Genomic DNA, 26786 nt, shown 5'->3' with positions numbered 1-26786 from the left:
TCCTTCAAGAAATTTCAAGTACAAATGTTGCTTAATCTAAGCTGAAAAAAAACGGTATGAATCAATATTTTATAAAAAACAATAGAACTTTTTATAAAAAGTATATCTTCAAAAACAAATTAAACCCCTAACAAACAGATAATTAAATAAAAATCATATATTCTGAAGTATCCTTCTGTACAAGATGTGTTTTGAAAGCATATTAATTTTTAATTTTACGCCATCTGCTGTTGTATTCATAAAAATATCACAGCATTATATTAAAACACTTATAATGAACACAAAATTTAACTCCGGTTTAAAAAAATTACCGAGAAAAGAACAGCTTAAAATTACTGCCGGAAACACAACAGCAATTAACGATCCTGTTTACGGTAACGGAGGCGGAGGTACCAATAATGGCAGTGGCTCTGGAAATGTCACTTTACGCTGTTTCTACCCTACAACAGAACCAGATTGTTTACCCGTCCAGAATTCAGAAGTCTAAATAGATGAATATGCCTGAAGCAATGAAGAAATCTGCCAGCTAAACTTTTCAAATAAAAATTAAAAAGAATCAATATGAAAACACAATTTAAAAACAGCTTAAAAAAATTAACCAGAAAAGAACAGTCAGCAATCATTGCCGGACAGCTTTCTCTTGATGGGGGTGATGGGCCTGGTGGAGGCGGAACCAATAATGGTAATGGTTCAGGAACAGTAGATCATTGTTGGGAGATGCCGATAGATGAATGTTGTTCTTCAAATATTTGCACAGACCAATGTGCACAGACATGCTCCGCCTCCGTATAAAGGCCATTTTAATCAGGATAAATTCTCTGCATTTAATTTCTCAATATACTGAAACGGGGTAACACCCGTTTTTTCTTTAAACGTTCTTGCAAAAGAAATTCCACTTTTATAGCCTACAAGATCCGCTAACGCCTGGGTAGTATAATTTCGCAGTTTTTTATTTTCAGACAATTCCTTTAGAATATAGTTGATTCTTAATTCGTTCGTATATTCACTGAAAGATTTCTTCATGTATTTATTGATAGTCTGTGAAAGGTAAGTGGTATTGGTTCCCAGTTTTTTTGCAGCATAGGCCTGGTTAAACTCATTTTTAAGATAGATCTTTTTGTCTTCCAGCTCAAGCAGCTTCTCCATAATCTCCGCTTCTTTTTCATTACTTATTGTAAAACTGCTTTTACTCTGATGGTTATTTAAACTGCTGTTCTTTACCTGAAGTAATATTTCATCCAGCCTGGTTTCTATTTTTTTCTTTTTCCGGATCTGAAGCAATAAATATCCTGAGATACAGCCTATCAATACAATCAATACGATAATAAGAAACAAACGGTTTCTAAGTATAGAAGAGCTTTTATTGATCTCCTCATTCAAATTCTTGGAATTGATTTCCCTGTAAATATTGGCTATATTTTTCTTTTCCAATTCAGAATTCTTCTGGTACAGGTCAATGAATTTGTTATTATAAAATTCTACAGAATCTGCCTTTCCTTCCTTTAAATAAATTTTGGATAAATAATCCTGGGTAAAAATATAATCTATATTTATCAATGAATCTTTCTCCATTGCATGGGACATTTCCAGGAAACTCTGCTTTGATTTCATATATTCATCCAACTCATAGTAATTCACTCCCAAATTATACTTAAGATTAAGAATCTCATCTTTAAGTTGCAGAGAAGTATAGAGATCTAAGCTTTTCAGATAATATCCGGATGCTTCCGGGTAATTTTTCTTCTTATTGTTTAATGTCCCCAGTTTTAAATAAGTCCCAGCCAACAGTTTCTTATCTTTTGTAGAACGAAGCAGTTGGTAAAAATTCTGCAGGGCACTGTCTGCATATTTTTTATTCTTATCCGGATCTGAGATATATTTATCGGAATAAAGGTGGCCTAAATTGGAAAACAGGTTGTTATAAATTATTTCAAAATTTTCTTTTTCATATAAATGCTTATTCTTTCCCAAAAGCTCAAGTACTTCCTTAGTTTCTGAAATAGCATCATCCGTTTGTTTTATATTAAGTTTTACATAGGCAATATTTCCTTTGATTTTTATATGCTGCCGGATATCATTATTTTTTTGTGCAAAAGAGTCAGCCTTTATAAATTTTTTTAATGCCTCATTAGGAGATCCGTTTGCCATATCAGTATTCCCGAGAATATTGTGTATATGGGATAAACTCACATAATTTTCTTCTGTTTCCGGAACTTTTTTTAAATACGCATTAATTTTTGCAAGATAACCTTGAGTGGCATTTTCTTTTCCGGTAATCGTCAATAAGTATCTTTTTGCAGCATAGGCAAATGCCAGATCAGCATTATTTTTAGAAGCAAAAATTTTATTTACATACACTAAAGCACTGTCTGTTCCTATTTTCTGATAGATAAAGAATTTATCTTTGTAAGCTTGTATATCTTGTTGGTTCTGCGGAAATACAGAAGAAAATGCAATTAAAAATATCAATACCGTTATTCTTTTCCACATCTATTTTTCAAACTAAAATTAACATTCTAATATACTTAATTTTATTCCTGAATTTTAAATAAAAAGATAATTTAACACCATTATGTATAAACTTAATCAAAGTCAACGGATAAAAATAACTTCAAATAAAAAAATAAAGAAATTATTGCTGATATTTACAAAAATTAAGAAAAATTTGATCTCTGTTGACTGAAATTAAATACACAAAAAAACCGCTTTCCAGCGGTTTTTTTGTGTATTTAATTTTGCTTTTTATAATTCCAGGAAACTGTGGGCTACTGCAGCACTTTTTACTCCAGCTCCGGTAACCGTATCTGTTTTGGCAACTTCACCATCGATCCAAATCGTAACGATCAGTTCAGAATCAGCATTCGGAAGTTCTGCATTAGCTGCAAGATTCAACTGGGACTGACTTGAGTTAACAAAAAACTCTCCACTTGTCCAAGGATAGGTTATAGGTGTCTGAACCGTGTTATACATTGTATTCTGGCTGGTTCCAACCTGAGTTACGATGGTTTTAGGAACTACATTCTGAGAACCTTTCACCTCAAATTGTACCATATGATCTGTAAATTCTTCATCATCGTCATCCTTACAAGAATTAGCTACAGAAACTACTGAAAATAATACGATGAATAAAAAAGAAAGTCTTAGTAAACTTTTAGATTTGTAAAATTGCTTCATTTCTCCAAATAGATTTTTAATGTTTCAAATATAGGTTTTTTATCAATATAAAAATAACTTTTATGAAAAATTTCCAACAAAAATTTCCAAATAATATCAAATCAATAAAACCTATATATCCAGGTTTTTACGAAAATAATATTTTGATTAACCGGCTTATTTAGGGGAAATTAAAAATATCCTTCACAATTTTTTAACACAAAAAAAAATTCAGATTTTTGAGATTTTACCATCTGATTATTATTTATCTTTGTTCTATGAATTTAGATTATTTAGTCAGGGAACCCGAAAATATTACACCCAATACTCCTATACTTTTTATGCTTCACGGATACGGAAGTAACGAACAGGACCTTTTCAGTTTCAGAGAAACACTTCCTGCCGACTGGATTCTTGTAAGCTTCAGAGCCCCGGGAGACACTCAATTTGAGGGTTATTCCTGGTTTAATATTGATTTCAATAATCCTGAAAAGTTTATTGATGTTGATCAGGCGAATGCATCTTTGAATGCCATCCTGGAAAATATACTGAAAATCATCAATCATTATGGTTTAACGGAAAGTAAGACCCATCTGTGCGGATTCAGCCAGGGAGGAATTCTATGCTATGCACTGGCATTGAAGCATCCTGAATTATTCAGTTATGTGGCCTGTTTAAGCAGTTACCCTGAACAAAAGATTTTAGGTGATATTGTGAAAGATAAAAAGAAACTGGAAAAACTTCGTTTTTTTGTATCCCACGGAACAGATGATGCTGTCATTCCTTTAGAATGGGGTAGAAAAGCTGCTGATTTACTGTATGACCTGAGTTGTTATTTTACTTTCAGGGAGTATATGAGCGGACACGGGGTGAATCAAAAAAATTATATTGATCTGATGGATTTTTTTTCGAAATAATTAAATTACAAAAAACAAAACATTCAGGCAAATTCTTTACAAAATACTTAAACATTCTCAAATCAGAGAATGTTTTTTATTTTTTGTAACAATAATTTCACTAAATTCAGTAAATGAAATTCAGGCATTTTATTTGGTTTTTATTTTTAAGCATTTTTTTTAATGCCCAAAATTCCTTTGAAATAAAGAATGCTAAAAAAACAGTGATTCCCTTTAAGTTTATCAACAATCTTATTTTTATTCCTGTTAATGTAAATGGTGCAGAATTAACCTTTTTGCTGGATACGGGGGTCGCAGAAACCTCAATTTTCAGTTTAGAGGATAAGGAAGTAAAGCTAAGCAACCTTGAAAAGATAAAATTTTCGGGATTAGGTGGAAATACCAGTATTGATGGCTTCCGTTCAGACAACAATGTAGGAAAGATCGGAAAAGATTTCACAAACACTTCATTCAGTATTTTTATTATTGTCAATCAGGAATTTAATATTTCTTCCCACGTTGGAATTCCTGTTAACGGGATTATCGGCTACCATTTTTTTAAAAAGCATCCGGTAATTATCGATTATCTCTCAAAACGGATTACCATCTATAATGATATTGAATTATTCAGAAAAAAAATAAAAAAATTTGAAGAGTTTCCCATATCCATTGAAAGAAATAAGCCCTATATGCATGCTCATGTGGAAATGACGAATGAAAAGAAAAGCTCAAAGCTGCTGATAGATCTTGGAAACAGTGATCCTATCTGGCTCTTTCCAAACCTTATCAAAAATTTTGTATATAACCGCCCCAATATCGATGATTTTTTAGGAAGAGGCTTTAATGGTGATGTTTATGGTAAAAGGAGCAGAATTCATAATTTTTATATCGGGGATTTTAAATTTGAAAAACCTCTTACGGCAATGCCTGATGAATTTTCCATTCAGCATGTTACTATTGTTGATGGCAGAAAAGGCTCTGTAGGTGGTGAAATTATGCGCCGGTTCACGGTAGCATTTGATTATAAGAATCAGAAACTATATTTAAGAAAAAATAAAAATTATGATGATCCTTTCCATTTTAATATGAGCGGCCTTGATTTTAAGCAGGATGGTTTACAGTGGGAAAAAGATGTATTCAGCATAGCAACAGCTAAAAGTACAAATAAAGCATCAGGTGAAGTAGAGGTTCTTAATAATAACCTACAGTATAAATTTGTTCTGAAACCCATATTTTCCATCGCAGGAGTGAGAAAAGATTCACCAGCCGATAAAGCAGGTTTGAAAAAAGATGATCAGATTATTACTATTAACGGACGAAGGACCTCCGATATGACCCTGGAGCGCATCCTTGAATTAATGAAATCGTCTGAAGGCAGAACCATTACAATGGTTGTTCACAGAAAAACCCAGGAATTGACATTAAGCTTTACATTAGAAGATCCAATACCCTATCAGGAATAGTATGCAAACGGAAGAAACCACATTAGATAAAATAAGAACACGGCCACGATTCAAGATGTTTACCCATCTCACCAAGGAAGAATATGCTGAAAACCTAAAAAACTATCTTAGGGAGCATAAAGATGAGTTTTCCGGGAATATCAATAAGGAGGTTGCTACCATTTGTGTAGAAACAAAGTATGATACCTACTGGAAGCCCAGGTTATCTTTACGCACCGAAGAGGAAGATGATCAGATTGTCATAAGAGGTGTATTCGGGCCCAGCTCAGCAGTATGGACTTTCTTTATGTTTCTGTATTTCTCTTTTTCTATTTTATGGATGACCTTTTTCACGATGTTTTATGTGGAAAAGCAAATAAAAAGCAACGATTTCCCATGGGCTTTAAGCGCTTCATTTATCATGCTGGCGTGCATAGCCGCAACTTATATTGCCGCAAGATTCGGGCAAAGCAAAGCCAAAGATGAAATGCAAAAATTGAGAAGATTTGCCGAAGAGTCTACCCTGCAGTTTGAAAAGAAAAATTAAGGAGCCGGAACTTCCGGTATAATAGCCGGTTCCTGAATTTCAACTGCTTTTGCAGCTTTAATGGAATCTGCCACTTTGTCTCTGTTATCCTGTTCTTTTAGAATTTTTTCAATATTCGGTTCAATAAGCCTCGTCATTTCTTCTACGGAAATGTTATTCGCATTCGGGTCATCCAGAAGCTTTCTCCAGGGTTTTCTTCCTCCCCATTTATAATCCCCGAAAACCATTACCGGTGTTCCTTTTGCTTTTGTGGTCGCTCCACCCGGATTTAAAATCCAAGTATCGGCGTAAGAATACAGCCATTGGGCATCCTTCATCAATAATCTTAAACATGAATGTGATGCGGGGTAACCCGGAAGGTCATACTGATGCCAGCCGATGCCTCCACTATTAAAAATATTGAAATTATAGGGCAATTTCCATTCACTGCTCACTGTAGAAATAGATAACTTCTTTTTCCAGTTGGCAAACGTTAAACCACGGGTAGTCTGTGCTGCTTTTTTTCCCATACTTGTTGGGCCCCATTTTACAAGGCTTCCGTTCGAATATACCCCGTAAGCCTGAATAGGATATGAAAAAATCACAAACTTCTTCACCCCGCTCAGTACATCCAGCTGCATCGGAAAAGGTGAATAAGACATCAGTGTAGTATCTATTTTGGCGGGAACTACCAAGGTATCCGAATTCCATTTATTTTTTGAATCCAGCCTGTTTAAAGCTAAGATTGCATAACGTTCTTTTTCAGAATATTTTTTGCTGAAAACCCCATATAATGAATCCCTGAGCTTTTTATCTTTCGGAAGGACAAAAGCGTTATAAAAACCATTTTCCTGCATAGCGGGAGGCACGGATTCTTTTTTCACAACAGAATCTTTTTTTATAGAATCCGTTTTGGAAGCTTGAGTTTCAGTCTGAGTGGTATCATTGTTTAAAGTATCATTTATTTTTTCAATCTCCTTCTTACATGAAACTAAAAATAATGCGATAATAAGAGTAAATAAAAAAATTTTTCTCACAAGTATGTTATTCATAAATAAATAAGGTCATTTCGTTTGGTTTGACAGTACAAATATCAGACCTAAAAACGAATAATAAAAGTGTTTAAGAAAAATACCGTAAAAATACGGTGGCATTAATTATTTATGGTAATATAACCATATTCTAAGAAATTATAAACAGTATTATCAATTTATTAGTAAAATAAAATTGTTAGATTTTAAAAAATAGATTGAACGGAAATTTAACCGAAACTCCTCTGATGGCAACAAAAAACCCTCCAATACGATTGAAGGGTTTAACGTTTGATTGCGATCCGGACGGGACTCGAACCCGCGACCTCCGCCGTGACAGGGCGGCATTCTAACCAGCTGAACTACCGGATCAGTAGTTCTGAAGTTTCAATCAAATTTGATATGCGATCCGGACGGGATTTGAACCCATTTCTTCACAACCGTATTCTTATTGACTTTTTAAATTTGAGAATCAAAAGTGCCACGATCTTGCCACGTTTTTTTTCTCATTTTCCAAAAATCATTTTTTAGATCTCTCTATTTTGCTTTTGGATATCTGGTGATCCCCTTGGGATTAGAACCTATCCTTTAAATGCTTTACCACGGGGATCTTTCAACTTATTAAGCTAATTTTGCCATGAAAATGCCACGATCATCATTAGCAAATGTTAAAAAACCTTCCGAAATAATATTTTGTCTGCAAAACTCCTCTACAACAAGGAATCAAAGAACTCTTTAGTTTCGATTTCGAGTGCAAATATATAACTTTTAGTCTATAATAACAATAAATATATACAATTTACTTAATTTATTATCTTAGTTTGCTATTACTCAAATCTTTAAAATTCAAATCTGGAATCATTCTGCAACAGCCGCATCATTAGACCACCTGTGTTACACCAATTAAAGATCAACTATTTACTATTTTGTCTAGTACCTACAAATTAATCTTAAATATTCTTCAATCAGTTATTTACCTTTTTGGTCCTTTATTGTATCTCTCTGCTTCTTGTGAAATAGCAGGTTTAGAATAGCGGTAAAATTGTTCTTCGCTAAGATATCTGCCAGCATCTCTAATCCTGTTCTTCCACACGTCTGGAATTGGCACTTTAGGGCCGTTTTCAAAAATATAATCAATGACTTGACGTACTTCTAGCCTATAGCAATGAGATTCCATAACTGTGAAACAATTTTGTAAAGTCTCAAAAATTTGCGTCCTTCCTTCAAGATCTTCATCCAGACTATCCTGAAAATTAATATATAAGTCCATTATGACTTGATTAAGAGTGTCACCGAAAACATTTTCTAATAAAGATGAAAATGAACTATCAAGATCTTTCATATGGATAATTAGTTTTAATTATTAAGTAATCATTAATATAGCAATAATTATAAATTCAAATATGCCTGACTGACAATAAAGGAAATAGCTTCCTGAATTTCTGCTCTTCCAGTTTTACTATTAAGATCTAAGCCACAAAACGTACTACTTTTGGTCGTGGCAAAAATATCCAGGTAGTAAATTCCTGAAATCAAGAGAGCTGCAATCGCCCGATAAAGACAGGCATTGCTACCAAAATGTTGATCAAAAATATTCTTAAAGACTAATTCCCCTTCTATCTCCCTATTTTTAGCCAACTTTTTCAAAGATTTTCGATTTTCACTAAGGCCCCATAAAATGATCTTTTGACACTCGGTATTTTCGTAAACATAATCGAATTGTGACAGTAGCAATGCTTTTGAAAGAGCCTGGCCTCCATCATTAACATCTAAATGAGACACCTTTTTAGTTAAAATGCTCCAAAAATCCTCCGATTGCAAGTACTGGTCAATCAGCTGATCTATACCACCGAAATAATTGTAAATCAATTTTTTGTCCAATCCGGCAGTTTCAGCAATATAATTTACCTTTAGCGCTGAAAAGCCCTTCGTCTTCAGTATTTTTCCTACAGCATCTAGTAATTTTTGCTTGCTCTTCTCCTTATTTCTTATCGCTCCTTCTACAGTTTTCCTTCCCATGATTTTTATAGTAATATAATAAAAACCGTACAAAAAGAAATTTGTTTAATTTTATCACCAAATGGTGATATATTTACAAAAAAGTATTCCTATCGACTCGCCCGACTGAAAGAAAGAAAGTTTTCCTGGAGATACAAAGACACATAATTAACCCAGTCCCCTCAATTGTACCAATTTTTTCTTAACCCATTATCCATTATCACATGCATATACAATTAATGAATATTCTTGACAGCAAGCTCCAAGATGCGGTTGCTAGATTCGCTCGTTTACCATTTCAGACAAACGTTTATAATTTAAATCTCTATGATCAGGTGCTAAACCATAATGCAGTTATGCTGAAGGAGCGCTTAAAATTTCTGATTGCATTAGACTTGGCCCCGTTATACAACTATTATAAGCAAGAGGTGTTTATAAGTCATGGGGCTGATACTTTTCAGTCCGGGCAAGATAAATTAATCGATGGGGCTGTCTTTAAAACCATCCAGAAAACCGTTGCTTCCAATATGGCCCGAATCAATACAGAGGAAAACACTGTTATTCCAATTTATCAGCATTACAACAGCCCTTCTGAATTTATGCTGCTTACCGGCATAAGCATCATCGATAATGAAACAGCAACAGCAGTTAGTTTACTGCATCAGCTCGGAATGCCGGTTTCAATGGTAGAGTTTAGCACTTATAGGCCAGTTTATTTAACTCACCTTCTCGAAACATACAAGAAAAACATCAACTTGTCCCCTAAAAGATTGGCAACACAGTATGGCAAAAGTTATAAGCAGGTCCAAATGGATTCAAAATTATATTTTGGAACGACTCTTTATGACTTTATCCTAAAGCTCAAAATGCTGGATGCTATTGACGATCTTATGTTTACAGACCTTACTTTAAAAGAAATTGCATTTCAGAATAATTTTACTGACTATAGTAGCATGTACAGGCTTTTTAATAAACTCTATAATTTCCCGTTACAGCAAATTCCGAGATTCTTGCACCTAATTTGAGGCTATAGAATGATTTGCTCTATTTAAGGCTCTTTTTACCATGTTTGAGCTGATATTTACTATAAAAAAGTCTCTTTCTGATATTTTTGTTTTCGATAACGATGACGAATTTTACATCAGATTCCAAAACACAACGCTTTGAAAAAGATAAACCCTCAAATTCCCGTTATTATCAACTTCTTCTTTGTCTTACTGTTTAGTTATGCCGGTGTGAGTAAACTGTTAGACTTTGAAAACTTCCAGGTGCAACTAGCGCAATCTCCGCTATTAAGTGCCTACGCTGGTTTTATTTCTTATTCAGTTATAATTGTTGAGTTCATTCTATCTATTCTGCTCTGTATTCCCAAGACACGATTAACCGGATTGTATGCGTCTCTCGGTCTAATGACCAGCTTTACAATCTACATCTATTTGATCCTTAATTATAGTGAGTTTATACCCTGCTCGTGTGGAGGCATCCTCGAAAAACTTGGATGGACTGAGCATCTCATATTTAATTTGATCTGTATTGCGTTTGCTGTTATTGGTGTTCTCCTTTACAAAAAACGAAGGAATAAGCCTTTAAAACGGCCAATAATTTATTCCAGTATAGTTGTAATAATAAGCTGTATTATTGTCATTGCGTTATTCAATAGTTCCGAGTACATCATAAAAAAAGAGAACAATTTTACAAGGCGTTTTCTTCTCCATCCAGTGTTAGAGGACAAATCATTGGATCTAGCTCTCAATTCGTACTATTTTGCCGGAACTAGTGGTGGAAATATCTATTTGGGAAATGTAACAACTCCTTTGCTCCTCACAGCAGTTGATACTGCATTAAATAATACCCATGTAAGACGAATACACCTCGACAGCTCAAATTATCCTTTCCGCAACCTTCAAATGCAGGTGAAGGGGTCATTTTATTACTTATATGATGGTAGTATTCCGGTTATTTACAGGGGAATCCTGGATGACACTCTGGCTCATACCATCAGCTATATGGATGCCTTCTTTACTCAGCTGGCCATAGTAGACTCTTCCAGCTTTGCCATAAGGACGCAAAGCAGCCAGAACCGGCAGTATATGTTGGCCGATATCAATCTCCATCGGAATCCCAAATTGCAAATGCATCCCTTAATACTTGAAAAGCAGGTTGATGGTGTGTTTGACTCGGATGGAAAACTCGTAGCAGAGCACAACAGTCTTACAATCATCTATACCTACACCTACAGAAATCAGTTCATAGTAATGGACAGAAATCTTAATGTACAACAGAAGCTAAATACCATTGATACTACCACTACGGCAAAAATCCAAACCCACATGTTCTCTGACGGAACGCATAAAATGAGTGCTCCGCCTCTTAAGGTCAACGGATTTGTCACAGTAAACCGACAACTTCTGTTCAACCATTCCCGCCTGAAAGGAAAGTATGAATCAACAAAAGCATGGAAAAGGGCCTCCGTAATAGATATATACAGAACAGACAGGCAACAATACACTGGAAGCTTCTATGTTGACAACCGCAACGGAGAATCATTATCACAGATGCTGGCTACAGACCAATACTTATATGTTCTCTCAGGAAATGAACTTGTTCGATACCGGTTCAGAGAACCGATTGCCAAATACTTTAAAGCAGGGGAAGCCGAAAACCTTATAGAGTAGGCAGTAACTATTAAATGTTTTCTTATGAGAAAGTTAATCCTTCCTGTTACCATTGTACTGATGGGTACAGGTGCCGCTTTTGCAACTAAAATGAACAGCAGCAAAAGAATTATTGTAGACGCCTATCGTATTGACGCGACTTCAGGACAATGCGTTGATGCGAAACAAAAGTGCAGTACCATCTTTAGTGATGCGTGTACATGGTCAGAAGATAACGTAACACCATTACATGCTGCGCCAATCAGCCCCACTATGTGCGGTGATGAACTGTTTAAACCTTAAAACATGAAAAGGGTGCTATCGTGCACCCTTTTCCATTTTCCTGTTAATCCAAGAGACATTCTTCCTGTCTTTTAGATAATAATCCCACCACTCAAAGACTTTATTATATAGATCTTTTTTTTCAGCTGTGCCTGCATGAAATGCATGCCCTCCATTGGGATAAAATAATGCTATCACGGGTTTTTTATTTCTTTTTAATCCAATAAAAAAAGTCATTGTCTGGTTCCAGGGAACATTCTCATCTTTCTGTCCAGTCCATAGTAGCATAGGTGTATTTACTCTTTCTACATTATAAATAGGGTTATTTCTAAAATACAAATCTTTGTTTTCTGAGAATGCTACTTTCATATCATACTGCCCATTTTCGTACTGCCAATAATGAGGACCAGTGAAGTGATAGTTATATGAAAAATAAGAATTTACAATATCGCTGTGTCCAGAACCAGAAATAAAGGTCGTAAATCGATCTGATTGTGTGGCTATAAAATTTACTTCATACCCACCAAAAGAATGTCCGATAAGGCCAACTTTCTTCATGTCAATACCGCGAGTTTTACTTACAATATCCAATGCCTTATTGACACAATCCAACGCCGACACTCCTGCTCCTGCACTACCAATAAAAGTATCTGGAAGCAATACAAAATACCCCTTTTCCAAAAGGGTTCGAATATCGAAGCCGTCGGAGTTATTATACCCCGGAGTTAAGTATTCGTTGGACTTTGAACTTTGAATCTGATAAATATATACCACCATTGGGTACTTTTTATTCGGAGAATAGCTTGATGGATAATATAAAATACCTTTAAGGGGTAAGCCATCTGCCGTAGTATAATGGATAATATCCTGCCTTAACAAATTTGCACTTTGATCGACAAAATCTGCTCCATATATCAGTTGTTGCGTATCCTGCTTACTGTCTCTTAAAAACAATTGAGGTGGTAAATTGTAATTCTCTTCCAGAGTACAAAAATTTTCTAGCCTATCACCAAATACAATATCTCGAACTCTATTCCTTGTAGGAGATACTATTTCTTTTACCGTATCCCCTCTCCATATACTATAAGAAGTAAGATTGTTGGACCTATCTGTTATTTCTACCAGTATCGGCTTTTTTCTTTCAAAGCTAGTGACAGCAAATTGGTAAGGAGGTGATAAATCATATTGTTTTGGATTCATAATTTTTACAGTTTTACCCCGCCACACATTTGTGTGGGTTAAGACTTTATTTTTAATATTATACTTCCATAAGCCATCTTCGCTCTCAAAAAGTATAGATTGGTTATCATCTGAAAAAACAGGGTTCCGTAGGCCGTCTTTTTCTATCGTACTTTTTTTTGCGCTTTCCAATCCAAACAATGTCCATCTCTTCCCATCTTCACTTCCTAATACCATTTTACTATTCATGGAACAGATTAATTCCGGTGAACCATAAAAAACACCTTTTAATGTACCAAGTGGGCGATAGGTCTGTTGTTCTGCATCATAAATGGATGTTTCGTTAAACTGAGGCCGATAGGTCAAAAAGTTATGTCCCCTGGTCGGATGGAAGGCCAAAAAGTAACGCTCACTATTCAGTGGTGCTATCACCGGGTACCTGGTATTGGGAAGCTCCTGAACCTGTTCAGATTCTGGTTTCCAAAGCCAGTACCTACTCTTTACGGTCCCTGTTTTTTTTGCTCCCAGGTTATCATCATTCCCATACCAGATGTCGACCAGTCCTTCCTCCCGATTCTGTGGGCAGTAAAGAGCAACCCAATATGCCTTTCCCTCCTGGATCTCAGTCACCTTATAATAATCATCTTTCCCGGAGGAAACATTAGGAAATGATACAGATTTGCCGGTTCTGGTATTCATGAACATTACTTGCAGACTTCCAGTTAGCTTTTCACTTGTCGTAATAATAAGCTGTTTTCCTGACGGACTTAATTCAATCTTCTTAACCTTATTCTCTATAATTCCTACATGTCGGGTTTCATTCCCTGAAATGTTAATTATCTCATATTGTGTACCGGTCTTCCTACAAAAATACAGGCTTTTATTGCCGTCCATTACAGGTAATCCCTGTATACCCTTGATCTCATGTATTCTTATTCCCTCCATTGTATAAACGCTCAACACAGAATCCTTTCTCAGGATCCCGTATTGCCCCTTTTTGGAAAAGGGATATGCCGTCCTAGCATTATCATAATGTTTTCTGGTACCGGACTTCAGACCGATAAGTTCCGCTGTCCCGCCACCAAAGACCAATATCCCCTCACCTTTCAAAAATGAAGATTCCCCGTTTACAGCTATAGTTGCTATGGGAACATTAGGCTTATGGGTATTTATCACAATCAATGTATCCTGGTTGGCATTATACCTCTTTCTCACCGCTGCCCATTTTCCATCTTCAGAAAGGACAGGATTGACAAGCTTATAAAATTTTGACATCCAGATTTCAAGGGTGTCATTCTTACTCTGCGCAGGATAAAGAACTCCTATAAAAAATAGAATGAATATACAAACTGATCTTTTCATAGCTAGTATCCTGTATTTTGTGGATTAAGGTAGGCATTCAAAAGCAGCTCCTGCTGCGGCAGGGGCCATAATTTATGGTACGTCTTCCAATTGGGCTTTACCGTCAGAAGCTCACCAAGATGATCCATTCGTTTTAAGTCCAGAAAACGGTGCCCCATTTCGGTAAAAAACTCTTTCCGGTTTTCGAGAAGTATTTCGCCAAGTAGCGCATCTTTTGTCATCGGACCGGATAGGGGTGCAAGGCCCGCCCTCTGTCTGGTAGCATTGACATAAGGTAGCGCCTCCAACAATTTATTTTGGTGGGAAAGAGCTTCCGCAAGCAGTAAATAGACCTCCTCCAAACGGAAAACAATTGAATACTCGGTGGCATTATTGATACGGTTTTTATATTTATCTGCCCTGTACCACATATTCTGATTGAAACTAACGGGAACCATCCAGTTTTGTTTCCTTAGATCGCCTGTAGAAAAACTATTCACCAGGTTCTGTGTCAGTGCATAGGTACTCGGCGCGGCACCGTTAAAATAATAATTCTGGGCTTCCTTAGTAGGGTCTCCGGGATTCTTAGGTTTCAGCTGCCAAAGGACATGGGAACCTAATTTATTAAAAACCTTAGTAACATCCTGCTGAAACTGGTACAACGGACTTTGTATAATGTTCTTTAAAATAGTTTCCGCCTCACCCCATTTATGCTGCTCCATATAGATTTTTGCCAGCATTAGCTCAGCTACTTTACGGTTGGGAAAAATCCGTTCTCCATTCCTGTAGTTATCGGTAAGTAGCTCTACAGACCCCTTCAAATCAGTCTCCAGTTGCAGGATGACCTGCGGTGAGGATGTTTTCTGTATAGACTGGTTAATCTGGTAGTCGGTGGATACTGGATAAGGAGTATCCCCAAATACCTGCTGGAGATAAAAGAACATCACCGACCTTACCAACAAGGCTTCTCCCCGTATCCTGTTTTTATCAGCGGTAGATAATGAAGAGGAATTTTCCACACCTTCAATAATACTGTTAGCCACGTAGATCTGCTGGTACGCATCTGACCAATAAGAATAAATGACCATATTGGTATCAATCTGCTGGTTCCGGTAAATATCATACACTCCGTTTATTGCTGTTGTAGCATAACAATCTAAATCATCCGTATAACTCCCCAGCAGTTCACCTGCCTTATCACCGGCAACAGGTGACTTGTCCCGTAAACCGGCATATAGGCCAGAAAGCGCGGCATCGGCGGTCTGGACATTTTCAAAAACCTGCTCTGAAGGAATCTGGTTAGCAGGAATATCCACTTCGATCAGCTTCTCACAAGAAGCACAAATCATTAGAAAAATCATGAATTTTATTATTGATACTATTTTTATAGATTTCATAGCTTGTAATATTAAAGGTTAAACTCTGCACCAAAGGCAAAGGTTCTTAGCGGAGGCAGAAAGCCCATAAATAAAAACTCCGGGTCAAGACCAAAATACCTGGTCCAGGTCACAAGGTTCTGGCCCTGGAAATAAAGCTTTACTTCTTTAAAAAGGCTATTTTTCAAAGGGATGCGGTATCCCAGCTGTACATTTTTAAGGCGGATGAATGAGGCATCAGAAATAGCAGCATCACTGTTTTGAAATAAGTTATGTGAGGTGTTGACACCGGCGTGGTATGGCATGTAAAAACCTCCGGGGTTTTCAGGCGACCATACATTTAATGCTTCTACAGGCAGGTTATTCATACTGCCGGGGCTTGGCATGATGTTATTGTAATTCCTGCTTCGCTGTTTCACAAACTGGATAAGAAAGGAAAAATCCCAGTTTTTATAACGAAACGTATTATTCCAGCCTCCAAAATATCGTACTCCGATATTTTCTACCACCTTATTATCATCCGGAGAAGAGATCTTGCCATCCCCATTGTAGTCGGTAAACTGGTACTGTCCGGTCAAAGGATTGATACCTTCCAGATGATAGACTTTGATCATAGAGGTAGGCTGCCCAATCTCATATTGGTTGGCATAGGTAGAGCCTTCAAGCCCGGGAAAAGAAATCAGCTTATTTCTGGGAAAACTGATGTTAAACCCTGTTTCCCATTTAAAGGTACCTCCGGTGAAAGGACGGGCATTAGCTTCAAACTCCCAGCCTGTATTCTGAACCATAGCATCCAGGTTCGCAAGCACCGTTGGAAAACCTGTTACCGCAGGCAATTGGTAACCCACCAATTGATTCGAGGAACGGTTCCTGTACCATGCCGCACTTATATTAACCCTGTTTTTTAATAGCCCCAGTTCTAAAGCCATTTCAAGTTTCCGGGTTTTCTCCCAACTGTAATCAGGATTATAAAGGCGAGAAGGTAACAGGCCCGTGACACCATTGTAAATAGAAGAAGAAACAATATAGGTATCAAGGTACTGGTAGTCTCCGATATTATCACTCCCTGCCGTACCATAACTTCCACGAAGTTTTCCAAAGTTCAGCCACTCCTCAGAAGCAAAGAAACCTTCTTTGGAAAACAACCAGGCAGCACCTACTGCTCCGAAATTCGCAAACCGGTTATTAGGCCCGAAACGGCTGCTGCCATCCCTTCTGCCGGTAAAATTAATAATATACCGGCCCTTATATTGGTAATTTAATCTTCCGAATATAGCTGCATACCGATACTCGGAACGAAGCTGGTCGGATATGATTTTAGTCTGGGCCGCACCAATATTCTCTATAAATAGGTTGCTTTCAAATCCTATTCCGGTCATTGTTCCCTGATTATTTACCTCGCTTTGGAAAGTCCCTCCTAAAAGCACATCCAGCTCGTGGCTATTTTTTTTATAGGTCCAGTTAAGCTGTGGCTCCACAATAAACGAAAACCGATCCTGATTACTTCTGGAAGCCCTGGAGGTAGCGCTGGACTGCCCTAATGCAAGGGCCGGATTGTACATCGTATTAGGTTGAAGCGCCATTTCTTCAAAATCCTGGTAGTTGATTCCTCCATTGAGCTTAATATGTAGTCGCGGCATAATCTCATACCCGGTATTAAGGTTAATGAGCAGTTGTTTTCCCTCATTGGAATAGGTACTGTTAAACAATGCTGCCGGATTACTAAATGTATTATTCTCCCAGTTCAGGTTTCCATCTTCCAAATACAATTTCGGGGCATTAGGGGAAAGCAAATGAGCCTGCCTGGTCATATCGGTTCTCAGAACATTATTTTTCTGTACTGAGAACATATTGGATAAAGTCATCTGGAAACGTTTATCTTCAGAACGATGGGATACACTACTGGAAATAGTGTTACTCAGGTATTTAAAATCCTCCATGAATACGGTAGTCTGTTCATTATGCCCTACACTTAATAAGAATGTAGTAGTGTTACTGCCTCCACTTAATGAAAGTTGGCTGTTCGAGGAAGTTGCCGTATTCCCGATTAGCTTTTTAGGCCAGTCGGTATAGTGCTGCTGATCCCAAACGCCATTAACATCATATGCCGTTGCAGGATAATTACTGATCCCGTCATTGGCAAAAGCTTGCCTACGCACTGCCAAATACTGCTCAGTATTCATTAACTTTAAGTTCGACAGGGAATTACTTAACGCATAAGAACTCGTGAAATTAAGCCCCAGCTTGCCTGATCTACCTTTTTTTGTAGTAATAAGCACAACTCCGTTAGCCCCCCGGGAACCGTAAATAGCAGTGGCATCAGCATCTTTCAGTATCTCTATACTTTCTATATCATTAGGATTAATGCTGTTGAGTGGATTAATACTTCCTCCCGGCAATACCACCCCGGAGTAAGGGGAAGCCATTTTCCCACCGATAGGTACTCCGTCCACTACATACAAAGGCTGATTCCCATCTATTTCACTATTGGTGATACTACGCAGGCTGTTTCTTCCCCTGATCTGGATATCGTATCCACCACCAGGAAGCCCCGAACTCTGGATAATGTTTACCCCGGACACTCTTCCCTGTATAGCGGAAAGCACATTATTCACCGGTTGATTTCCGATCTCCTTAGCTGCGACTTTCGCAATGCTCCCTGTCCTTTCGTTATCCTGAACTGAGTAATACCCGCCATTCAAAATGACCTCATCTATCTTTCCTTCTTTTTCAGGAAAGGGTAAAGTGCTTTTTATCGTATCCCTTTCGGTTCCATTCTCTAATGATTGCGAAAACCCAATTGAGTTTTTAGATTCCTTATACCTAATGATAATGACCTTATCATCACTGGTAAAAACTTCAAAAGGAAGTCCCTTAAGGATTTTCTGAAGACAGCTCACCGCCACTTCATCAGTACATTTTATCCCTTCTATATTGTATTTGTTCAGGGAATCTTCCTGGTACACATGTTGTATCCGATTCTTTTTAAAGAACCTGCGCACTGCCTCCCCGGCAGTTGTTTTTCCGGCCTGATAGGTAACCCTTATACCGGAAACCTTTTGCTGCTGAGCATTAAGGGCTGAAAAAACCATAAGGTATAATGCCGCCAGGCAGCCAAAAACATTTTTCATATTTTTGCATTGTTAAAAATTAATGACTCCGTTAATGTTATTAGTTTTTCCGGACCGGCACTCCACTGCCGGTCTTTATATTTTCACACTTTCAGGTTCCCGCAATGATCGTAAGAGAAAGCATCTGCCAGATCCTACTTTTCCAGTTGATATATTTGATCATTTGCATTAAATTTTAATTGTAAGCCCAGTGACAGTGCCATATTTTGAAGTACTGCCTCTACAGGCATTCCGGTTAAATCAATTGAAATCATTTTTTCTCCATAACTGCCAGGAAAATTGATTTGCACATCATAGGTGTTTTCAACGACCAAAAGGGCATCCTTTAACCGGCAGCCGTTAAATTGAAGACGGATTGAGCCTCCTGATTTTTCTTTCCTTTGTTCCACCTTATTTGCAGGGTCTTTTACCATAGAACTTATTGCAACCACTTTTACATTACCATAATTGTTAAATGTTTCCTGCGGATGGAGTAAATAGACCCCATCTGTATCACCGTTTTTTGCAATGGCCACCTCCCCTTCATAGAGGTCAACCTTGAAGTCTTTATTTGCCTGTGTGATTTTAAAAACAGTTCCGAGCACTTTTGTTTGGTACCTATTGGCGTGCACTATAAATGGATGATTCATGGATTTTGTAACGTTAAATATGGCGTTACCATCTAAACGAACCTCCCGTACTTCTGCTGGGAAGGATTTTTCCACCGAAAGCTTTCCACCTTCAAGAAGCCTCACCTTTGTACCGTCTTTAAGTTCCAGATCAATTGGGGTTCGCTCCGCCATATATACATCCGGGCGAATTACCCGGTTATAGCCTACTATACTTAATAGACCAAGTAAAACTACCACAGCTAGAGCGCTTATCAGCTTTACCTTTTTCTTTCGTTCTTTGACCTGGATCTGTGAGGAAACTTTGTTCCACATCTCTTTGAACTCTTCAGGGGTTAACTCATTATTTTTTTCCTGGTCTTTTGTTTCTTTTTCTTTCATAAGTAGAGAGAATTAGATCTCTATTATGGTATAGTTCAAAAAGCAAAAAAAAACACCCCCCAAGAGGTGATTTTAATATTTTTTAACCAATTTTATGAATATTTAACAAAACTATGATTCATTAGTGCGCTACAATTTTCTCAACATTACTTCATTTTATTCCTCGGTATTCCTATTTCGTGCTGCTGTGGATAAGGCTGGCGATGGGTCATGCTCACATCTTCTTTAATCTGCCGGTGAACATCATACTGTTTGTCTTTATCATAGGCATATCGGGGATCGGGGAACATCGGCATTTTTGTCATTTTCAAAATCGTACTGGTAGGGAAATGAAAATCTACTTCAACGGTTCCCAACAGTAAATAACAGCCGCCTCCCTGAAATGGATATGCTTTCAAACTATCCGGGATTTAAAGAAAACTCATTAACCGTAAGCGCCGATAATTCTCTGTATGATTCCTATGAAATACCCTTCACTTCGGTTGTCGAAATATGGAAGTATTCTTTAGGAACATTACCAGAAGGATATAAAAAACAAAGCTCCGTTGATACGATGAGCATTAAAGATATGTACCTGGAACTAAAGAAGGATATTAAGCAGTTGAATACAAAACTCAAATAAAAATCAATGGCACAATACAAAAAGCACATGCGCAAGAATGAAAGATTTTTTTCCTTATGAAGCAACAATTCCCTTTTCTTTAAAATTCTGAGCCAGCGCACTGACCGAAATGCAGCAATTTTGACCTGTGCTATCAAAGTCAAAACCCAATTTTTCTCCAAACGCCTTTGCATTTTCATTACAGCATTCCAGCTCAATAAATTCATATCCAAATTGAACCGCTATACGGGTAATGAGCATTAAGAAATCAGATCCGTGTCCAGCTCTTGTATCATGAAAAAATAATCTGGCAATGACAATAGTAGGTATTTTTCGATGCGGTAAACCTTCAAAAAAACGAAGATAAAAATCTACTTTCTTACGGTCCATCCAAATGATGTTCCTGTTCAGACCAAAATCTATATCAGGTCTTCTATATCCAAAACGATTGCATATATAATCATGCAGGATCTCTAAAATAGTATCGTATTTATCTGTCATCTATGCTCCATATCAAAAAGGAATATCACTTCAAGACTTACTATTGAATCTATCCTTAATCCTACAGCTATCTTCGTAATTTACCGATCAGGAATTGCATCGTTTTGTCAATCTGGTTTCCAATGGCCGATTTTGACATATTCAACTCCATTGCAATTTCCTTCCTTGTTTTTCCTTCTATTTTATTCAGTAGGAATATTTTCTTTCTTTCAATTGGGATCAAGTTAAGAGCTTCATAAATGGCATTCAGTTTACGTTCTTTTTCCAGTTTTTCCTCCAGATCCAGTTCTGAATGATCCTCTATCTCAATTCCCAACCCATCAATAGAGACTGATATTCCCTTACCTATCTGATCTTTATAAAACTTAAAAATCTCTTGCCGGCAAGATTTTAAAAGGATGGCTTCAACATTTTTAAACTTCAGGTCTTTTCTATATTGCCATAAATGAACAAAAACATTCTGAGCAATGTCCAGTGCATCAACCCTCTTCCCCACCTTACTGATAATGTGAGAAAAAATAAATTGACTGTACTTTTCAAAAACTTCTTTATAGAAGTCCTCATACTGTTGATTTAGACCAAACATCTTAAGAAGAATATTGCTACGGCTAATTCATTGAAATGAATGACCGGGATTAATTATATCTTTACAATGGTTAACATTGCTACACGCACGCAATCTGAATAATAAACTTCCTGTTTCTAATACAAAAGAGGTTCTTAAAGACAATATAGTTTAAACGATAATATTGCCTCTTAAATTAAGAGTAAGATTACAACAAATATATGTATTTTACAATATATAAGCCACTTACATTGATATAAAATCATTAAAACTCCGGCCTTAATGTGTATGTACTATTTCAAATAGCCGGCTGCTACTTTTAGAGACATAGAAATTAAAGTCTACAAAACTTACTGATATGCTCTTTACAAGCAATCTCTGATAGCAAAACCGCAAAAAAGGCTGGATGATACAAATTTCGTTGTATCATCCAGCCTTAAAACAATTCTATTAAAACTATTCCGTCTGCGCCCAGGAACGAAATACCAATTTATAATTCAGTACATTTTGGGCATCAGCAACCAAATTGAAAATAATCTCGTCAATTCCAAAATCTGAACTGGTGGTTTTAGTATAACAAATCTGGCTGCGCTTATCTCTTGAATTATACAAATACATGGTATATGTATTTACACCACCCAGATTACCCATTCCCCCGGAAGATACCCAACCTGGGCCATAGGTGGCTTTTAGAATATCTTCTATCGGCTTATCATGAGTAGTATCCGGATGGATCACGATCCTGTTAATCATACGATCATTACCCATTGAAAAATAAACAGACCTGGCACTGAAAATACCACCCTCAGCCCCCTTGATCTCCGTTATATCTCCCAGATATCTGAACCAAACTTCCGGCCCTGGGTCAGGCAAATACAGTTTTCGGTCATCCGAGTTAAATGGTGCCATTGGCGTAACGGTATCAATAGATGCCCCCAATTGGATTCCTCCAACACCCAAAGAGTTTAAAGTCATTTTAATAGAGTTCACTTTAACAATATTCTATTCTGAACTGTAAGTTAACAGTTATCACTTAACTTATAAAATTCATTCTAGCAGTCCCGTCCTACAAATTTCAGTTTTATCCATTGTGCCATGTTTTTGTTAACAAAGTTCATCTGCGAAGTCGAAACAGTCACCGGATGTGAATCAGGACGATAATCGTAGTCTGCTCGTAAAAATTTATTCAGTTCCTCGGCATAGACTGATTTAAACATGGCGGCATATGTCGGATTATTTCTGATTTGCGCAGGTGTTGTACCGGGATTGAGCAAAACATAAGCATTAATTACCGTAGCTACTTGCCACTCTGCGAGCCGCGCGGCCTGGGTTGACATCGCCTGTGCCTGACTCGCCTGGATGAGTGATCCATTATAGGTAATAGCCGGCATACCTGTTTCCATAGTCCCAATTTGAATATCATACATTACTCCTGTACTGCTTTCAAAGAACTGGAAATAATAATCAATGATTACCGCCGTTTGCCAGTTTCCTTGTTTTATATAGTTATAGGATGTCGGACATGGAATAGCGCCAGGTTGAACATCGGAATCTTCATAACTCTCACCTTCTTTGGGATCTTCTTTTGGACCGCCGTTACCTCCGGCTTGATTTCCACTCCCACCAACAGGAATTGTCGGCGGATTAACCGGACCGGGATCTGTGGTGGGCGGAATATAAGGCGGGGGGTTATGTGTGGGCGGCGCGGGTGCTGTAATTTCCGGGCCATCGATTGTGTAACCGTCGGTATTATTACCGGTGCCAGTCCATCCCGGATCGCTGCTTCCTCCATCATCATCACCGGTGTCATCATTGTCTATAGGGCCACCTCCGGAACGGGCCAGAGCAGATGCTGCCTGCTTTAATCGAAATTTAGGCTTGCCCTCTTTATACCGCCAGCCATATAAAAAATGATTATCTAATGGGTCAAAGTAAATGATATCCCCGGTAAAATCTGCATTTTGGATATAGTGCCTGATTCCATGACCAGAGAACGGCTCTGCTAAGATTTTTCCAGACAGGTAGGCGGAATCCGCGCAGACCTGCTGGACGATACTGCGAACAATTCCATCATCCTGCTGCTGAAAGAGCAGATCCCGGTAGCCAAAAGGAATCCTGTACTTCTCCAGGGCAATTTTTAAGATCCCCTGCCCACCGGGTACATAAATCTGATCAATCCTGCTCCATGACGGCGTACCTATAAAACCGGTGGTGTTACTGCGGGCAGTGGTCACAGAATTAATATTACCCAATGTCCATTCTTTAGCTTTTGCTAAGGAGATTATGGAACTCTTCTGAACCGGCTCTGAAACAACAGCATGATCACTTTTCGAGCAATACTGAAAAAAGATCAAAAAAAGAAGTAGCATGGCCCATTGGCCTGTTCTGATTTGCATTTGAAGGGATTTATTGATTAACAAAACGGCGAGCTCGCCAATAGTGATTTAGGTCCTCATAGTATCTGGTGTGCTCCGGGTCAACCGTTCATGTGTAACGACACATCGAATATATTTAATTTTTGCTTCTAAAATACGTACAGAAAGGAATACGTAAAACTACGTATTATAATAAACGTACATATACTATTACAGTTCCTATTACAGGCATTCAAAAATACCAGAGTCTTACAGCCACTTTTATAATCCTCACTATTTCCAGACCTCTCGTCTCTTAGCTCGTAAGAAAAAAGAAATATATCTGTATACCATCCTACCTACATCATAGGTTCTAAATTCCCTGCAACAAGACTTCCAATACATTCTCCTCATAAAATCATTGTATCCAGATTTAAGATTAGATAATAAAAATTTTCCAAAGCAACCGGTAAAAAGGCAGCTAAGGTAATACGTGCAGCCCGCGCACATCCCCGCCAAAAGACTACGGCATAAACACGGGGCCATAGCACAGGCTATCCTTTATTCCGTTTCCTTTTGGCTTTTCCCATTGCCCGTATTCCATATCTGCTTTCTTTTTTCCTGTTTTTCTTTTGAAAAATGTTAAGCGAAGCAAAGCGAGCCAATTCGGAGAAAGGAAACAAAACGATTTTCTAACTAAAAAACAAAAGCAATGAACATCATTGGAAGAGTGGTAAGAGATGCGCAGGTTCGCACAACGCCACAAGACAAACAGGTGGTAAACTTCACACTCGCGGTGAATGATAATTACCGCAACAAACAGGGAGAGCGCATAGAACAGACCGCCTACTTTGATTGCGCATACTGGCTAAGCACAGGAGTTGCCAAGCACCTCACAAAAGGATCTCTGGTAGAACTTTCAGGAAGGGTAAGCGCAAGGGCGTGGATCGGACAGGACGGTGAGCCAGTGGCAGGACTGAATTTCCATACCTCACAAATCAAATTCTATGGCGCAGGTACGAAACCCACCACCCGACAGGACAGCTCGCAGCCTGAAAACAACAAGGTAGTAACCCCTGAAATCACAGACGATCTTCCTTTTTAACTCAATCACATTAAACCTAAAATCATTTTATCATGGCACATAACATTAACTTCAACGAAACTACAGGACGTTATTCATTCTTCAGCGTAAAAGAAAAAGCGTGGCACGGATTGGGGCAGATTATCTCCGACTATCCTACAAGTGAACAAGCCATAAACTACGCAGGGCTTAACTACGAAGTGGCAAAAACCCCACTATATACTAAAGGTTCAGGCATTATTGAAACAGCAGACGGCATCGAAATCGGCTCAAATGAACTCCATGTTCCCAACTACTTCGCCAATATACGCACCGATAACAATGCCGTATTGGGAGTGGTGGGAAAAGATTATCAGATTGTACAAAACTGTGAAGCCTTTTCGTTCTTCGATGCTATTGTAGGTGGTGGCGAGGGAATCCTGTATGAAACCGCAGGGGCATTAGGTAAAGGGGAACGAATCTTTATAACGGCAAAACTGCCGGATTATATCCGTGTAGGCAATGGTGACGACATCACCGAAAAATATATCTTCCTGACAACCTCGCACGATGGCAGTGGAAGCATTACCGCTGCCTTCACACCCATAAGGATTGTCTGCCAGAATACCCTTAATGCATCACTCAGAAACATGACCAACGTGGTGCGGATCAAACACACCGCAGGGGCTAAAGGGCGTTTGGAAAATGCGCACAAGGTAATGGGATTAGCCAATTCCCTCAGTAATCAATTACAGGACATTTTCAATGATTGGGCAAAGGTTAAGGTCACTGATCATGAAGTAAAAAAACTGATTCAGTTGGCACTCTGCCCCAACAAAGAAACCCTTGATCTGATCAATAAAGGAGCGATAGACGAAGTTTCCACCGTGTTCAAAAATACGGTCGAAGATGCTTTTGCCTATGCAATGATCAGTGATTCCCAACAGATGGAAACCACCAAAGGGACTCTTTTCGGAGCATACAACGCGGTTACAGGATACTATCAGAATGTACGCTCTTACAAAGATGATGAAGCAAAACTTCAGTCCATTGTCATGGGTGGGACTGCACAGCAAAAAACACAGAAGGCATTTGAACTCTGTGGAGCGTTTGCCAAAGATGGCGCAGAACTTTTCAGGCTAAATTAATTCTTAACACAAGGCAATCGCCTTCTGGCGGTTGCCTTTTAAAGCCTTCATTATAATGAGAGTATAAAATTCTCATTTCACATCAGAACTAAAATCCATACACATGAAAATAACAGATATATACGGTTATTCTATAGAAATAACCGATTTACAAAAAGCAATAGAAATGGCGGAATTTTTCAAAGACTGCCATCATACCCCGCCACATCCCACAGATAAGGAAAGACAGGAATACTGGCAGGATATGTATGAGAAACTTATCAAATTAAAATCAAAAGAAATTAAACCCAATGAGCAACCTCGCGGATAAAACAGAATATAGGGTATTATCCATAATAGCCCGAATGGTTAAGGACTTTGAACGTTTACACTGTCTTGACATGACAGCTACGGACGATTGGGATGCAACAGCGGCAAGGAATCTATTGGAGGATATTATTCAGGCAAACGGATACAAAGTTAATTATGAACAAAAGGGCAATAGACCACTTTTGAAAAATGATGATGGTCACAAAGCTAATCACAATTATACAAGGTAAATCTTAAATCACGAAAT

Annotated in this window: 26 protein-coding genes, 1 tRNA gene and 2 pseudogenes; 14 read left to right on the top strand and 15 right to left on the bottom strand. The window is 37.9% G+C overall.

What is annotated here, in order from left to right; genetic code table 11:
* Positions 1 to 274: 274 nt before the first annotated feature.
* Both PMI13_RS05700 and PMI13_RS05695 read left to right on the top strand, forming a co-directional pair.
* Positions 275 to 487, top strand: coding sequence for a hypothetical protein (locus PMI13_RS05700; protein ID WP_007841556.1), 213 nt, complete (start codon positions 275 to 277; stop codon positions 485 to 487).
* Between the two features lie 74 nt (positions 488 to 561).
* Positions 562 to 792: a hypothetical protein gene (locus tag PMI13_RS05695; protein WP_007841554.1), complete on the top strand. Its 231-nt coding sequence runs from the start codon at positions 562 to 564 to the stop codon at positions 790 to 792.
* Between the two features lie 12 nt (positions 793 to 804).
* On the opposite strand, the gene PMI13_RS05690 is transcribed toward PMI13_RS05695, so the two are convergent.
* Positions 805 to 2490 (bottom strand): helix-turn-helix domain-containing protein, encoded by a 1686-nt coding sequence (locus PMI13_RS05690; RefSeq protein WP_007841550.1) that lies wholly within the window; start codon positions 2488 to 2490, stop codon positions 805 to 807.
* Between the two features lie 252 nt (positions 2491 to 2742).
* Positions 2743 to 3174, bottom strand: coding sequence for a hypothetical protein (locus tag PMI13_RS05685; RefSeq protein WP_007841543.1), 432 nt, complete (start codon positions 3172 to 3174; stop codon positions 2743 to 2745).
* A gap of 257 nt (positions 3175 to 3431) precedes the next feature.
* Here PMI13_RS05685 and PMI13_RS05680 point away from each other — a divergent pair, with 257 nt between their 5' ends.
* The 3 genes from PMI13_RS05680 (at position 3432) to PMI13_RS05670 (ending at position 6038) form a co-directional block, all read left to right on the top strand.
* Complete coding sequence (locus PMI13_RS05680) at positions 3432 to 4070, top strand: alpha/beta hydrolase (RefSeq protein WP_034669226.1); 639 nt, start codon at positions 3432 to 3434, stop codon at positions 4068 to 4070.
* Positions 4071 to 4273: 203 nt separating this feature from the next.
* On the top strand, positions 4274 to 5512 hold the full coding sequence (locus PMI13_RS05675; RefSeq protein WP_238536283.1) for a PDZ domain-containing protein: 1239 nt from the start codon (positions 4274 to 4276) through the stop codon (positions 5510 to 5512).
* Between the two features lies 1 nt (position 5513).
* Positions 5514 to 6038: a hypothetical protein gene (locus PMI13_RS05670; protein ID WP_007841539.1), complete on the top strand. Its 525-nt coding sequence runs from the start codon at positions 5514 to 5516 to the stop codon at positions 6036 to 6038.
* Here PMI13_RS05670 and PMI13_RS05665 read toward each other — a convergent pair.
* The 4 genes from PMI13_RS05665 to PMI13_RS05650 all read right to left on the bottom strand — a co-directional run bounded on the left by PMI13_RS05665 (position 6035) and on the right by PMI13_RS05650 (position 9067).
* Positions 6035 to 7054 (bottom strand): L,D-transpeptidase, encoded by a 1020-nt coding sequence (locus PMI13_RS05665; RefSeq protein WP_034669294.1) that lies wholly within the window; start codon positions 7052 to 7054, stop codon positions 6035 to 6037. The genes PMI13_RS05670 and PMI13_RS05665 overlap by 4 nt on opposite strands.
* Positions 7055 to 7346: 292 nt before the next feature.
* Positions 7347 to 7420 (bottom strand) — tRNA-Asp (locus tag PMI13_RS05660).
* A gap of 601 nt (positions 7421 to 8021) precedes the next feature.
* Entirely contained in the window at positions 8022 to 8390 is a 369-nt protein-coding gene (locus PMI13_RS05655) for a hypothetical protein (protein ID WP_007841537.1), read from the bottom strand.
* A 47-nt stretch (positions 8391 to 8437) separates the two neighbouring features.
* Complete coding sequence (locus PMI13_RS05650; RefSeq protein WP_034669227.1) at positions 8438 to 9067, bottom strand: TetR/AcrR family transcriptional regulator; 630 nt, start codon at positions 9065 to 9067, stop codon at positions 8438 to 8440.
* 218 nt (positions 9068 to 9285) lie between these two features.
* On the opposite strand from PMI13_RS05650, the gene PMI13_RS05645 reads away from it, so the two are divergent.
* The 4 genes and pseudogenes from PMI13_RS05645 (at position 9286) to PMI13_RS05635 (ending at position 12003) form a co-directional block, all read left to right on the top strand.
* Positions 9286 to 10071 carry a helix-turn-helix domain-containing protein gene (locus tag PMI13_RS05645; protein ID WP_007841534.1) on the top strand — a complete coding sequence of 262 codons (786 nt, stop codon included), beginning with the start codon at positions 9286 to 9288 and terminating at the stop codon, positions 10069 to 10071.
* Between the two features lie 138 nt (positions 10072 to 10209).
* Positions 10210 to 10593, top strand: a pseudogene (locus PMI13_RS21755) (MauE/DoxX family redox-associated membrane protein); the annotation flags it as partial.
* Positions 10594 to 10782: 189 nt separating this feature from the next.
* Positions 10783 to 11721 (top strand): hypothetical protein, encoded by a 939-nt coding sequence (locus PMI13_RS21510; RefSeq protein WP_238536282.1) that lies wholly within the window; start codon positions 10783 to 10785, stop codon positions 11719 to 11721.
* A 24-nt stretch (positions 11722 to 11745) separates the two neighbouring features.
* Positions 11746 to 12003, top strand: a complete 258-nt coding sequence (locus tag PMI13_RS05635) for a DUF6520 family protein (RefSeq protein WP_007841530.1) — start codon at positions 11746 to 11748, stop codon at positions 12001 to 12003.
* 15 nt (positions 12004 to 12018) lie between these two features.
* Here PMI13_RS05635 and PMI13_RS05630 read toward each other — a convergent pair whose 3' ends face one another.
* The 5 genes and pseudogenes from PMI13_RS05630 to PMI13_RS05610 all read right to left on the bottom strand — a co-directional run.
* Positions 12019 to 14523 (bottom strand): alpha/beta hydrolase family protein, encoded by a 2505-nt coding sequence (locus tag PMI13_RS05630; RefSeq protein WP_007841529.1) that lies wholly within the window; start codon positions 14521 to 14523, stop codon positions 12019 to 12021.
* A 2-nt stretch (positions 14524 to 14525) separates the two neighbouring features.
* Complete coding sequence (locus tag PMI13_RS05625) at positions 14526 to 15863, bottom strand: RagB/SusD family nutrient uptake outer membrane protein (protein WP_007841527.1); 1338 nt, start codon at positions 15861 to 15863, stop codon at positions 14526 to 14528.
* A gap of 47 nt (positions 15864 to 15910) precedes the next feature.
* Complete coding sequence (locus tag PMI13_RS05620; protein ID WP_007841525.1) at positions 15911 to 19009, bottom strand: SusC/RagA family TonB-linked outer membrane protein; 3099 nt, start codon at positions 19007 to 19009, stop codon at positions 15911 to 15913.
* Positions 19010 to 19143: 134 nt separating this feature from the next.
* The gene (locus PMI13_RS05615) at positions 19144 to 19998 is read right to left on the bottom strand and encodes a FecR family protein (protein WP_007841524.1); all 855 of its coding nucleotides are present in this window, start codon (positions 19996 to 19998) and stop codon (positions 19144 to 19146) included.
* A gap of 146 nt (positions 19999 to 20144) precedes the next feature.
* Positions 20145 to 20405: pseudogene (locus PMI13_RS05610) on the bottom strand (hypothetical protein); the annotation flags it as partial.
* On the opposite strand from PMI13_RS05610, the gene PMI13_RS05605 reads away from it, so the two are divergent.
* The gene (locus tag PMI13_RS05605) at positions 20387 to 20620 is read left to right on the top strand and encodes a hypothetical protein (RefSeq protein ID WP_007841523.1); all 234 of its coding nucleotides are present in this window, start codon (positions 20387 to 20389) and stop codon (positions 20618 to 20620) included. The pseudogene PMI13_RS05610 and the gene PMI13_RS05605 overlap by 19 nt on opposite strands.
* Positions 20621 to 20674: 54 nt before the next feature.
* On the opposite strand, the gene PMI13_RS20575 is transcribed toward PMI13_RS05605, so the two are convergent.
* From PMI13_RS20575 to PMI13_RS05585, 4 genes are all read right to left on the bottom strand, one after another.
* Positions 20675 to 21100: a hypothetical protein gene (locus tag PMI13_RS20575; protein ID WP_007841522.1), complete on the bottom strand. Its 426-nt coding sequence runs from the start codon at positions 21098 to 21100 to the stop codon at positions 20675 to 20677.
* 67 nt (positions 21101 to 21167) lie between these two features.
* Positions 21168 to 21686, bottom strand: coding sequence for an RNA polymerase sigma factor (locus PMI13_RS05595; RefSeq protein WP_007841521.1), 519 nt, complete (start codon positions 21684 to 21686; stop codon positions 21168 to 21170).
* A gap of 435 nt (positions 21687 to 22121) precedes the next feature.
* Positions 22122 to 22655, bottom strand: coding sequence for a hypothetical protein (locus tag PMI13_RS05590; protein WP_156105537.1), 534 nt, complete (start codon positions 22653 to 22655; stop codon positions 22122 to 22124).
* 62 nt (positions 22656 to 22717) lie between these two features.
* Positions 22718 to 24061, bottom strand: a complete 1344-nt coding sequence (locus PMI13_RS05585; RefSeq protein WP_007841517.1) for a hypothetical protein — start codon at positions 24059 to 24061, stop codon at positions 22718 to 22720.
* A 670-nt stretch (positions 24062 to 24731) separates the two neighbouring features.
* On the opposite strand from PMI13_RS05585, the gene PMI13_RS05580 reads away from it, so the two are divergent.
* The 4 genes from PMI13_RS05580 to PMI13_RS21100 all read left to right on the top strand — a co-directional run bounded on the left by PMI13_RS05580 (position 24732) and on the right by PMI13_RS21100 (position 26769).
* Positions 24732 to 25124 (top strand): single-stranded DNA-binding protein, encoded by a 393-nt coding sequence (locus PMI13_RS05580; RefSeq protein WP_007841516.1) that lies wholly within the window; start codon positions 24732 to 24734, stop codon positions 25122 to 25124.
* Between the two features lie 32 nt (positions 25125 to 25156).
* Entirely contained in the window at positions 25157 to 26230 is a 1074-nt protein-coding gene (locus PMI13_RS05575; protein WP_007841515.1) for a DUF932 domain-containing protein, read from the top strand.
* A 103-nt stretch (positions 26231 to 26333) separates the two neighbouring features.
* Positions 26334 to 26540, top strand: coding sequence for a hypothetical protein (locus PMI13_RS05570; RefSeq protein ID WP_007841514.1), 207 nt, complete (start codon positions 26334 to 26336; stop codon positions 26538 to 26540).
* A gap of 34 nt (positions 26541 to 26574) precedes the next feature.
* Positions 26575 to 26769 (top strand): hypothetical protein, encoded by a 195-nt coding sequence (locus PMI13_RS21100; protein WP_156104381.1) that lies wholly within the window; start codon positions 26575 to 26577, stop codon positions 26767 to 26769.
* Positions 26770 to 26786 lie beyond the last annotated feature (17 nt).

Origin of the sequence: Chryseobacterium populi (assembly GCF_000282115.1) — a bacterium.
In the GTDB taxonomy this organism is placed as follows: domain Bacteria; phylum Bacteroidota; class Bacteroidia; order Flavobacteriales; family Weeksellaceae; genus Chryseobacterium; species Chryseobacterium populi.
The sequence above is the reverse complement of the archived record's forward strand: the minus strand, read 5'-3'. Positions and strand labels throughout refer to the sequence as shown.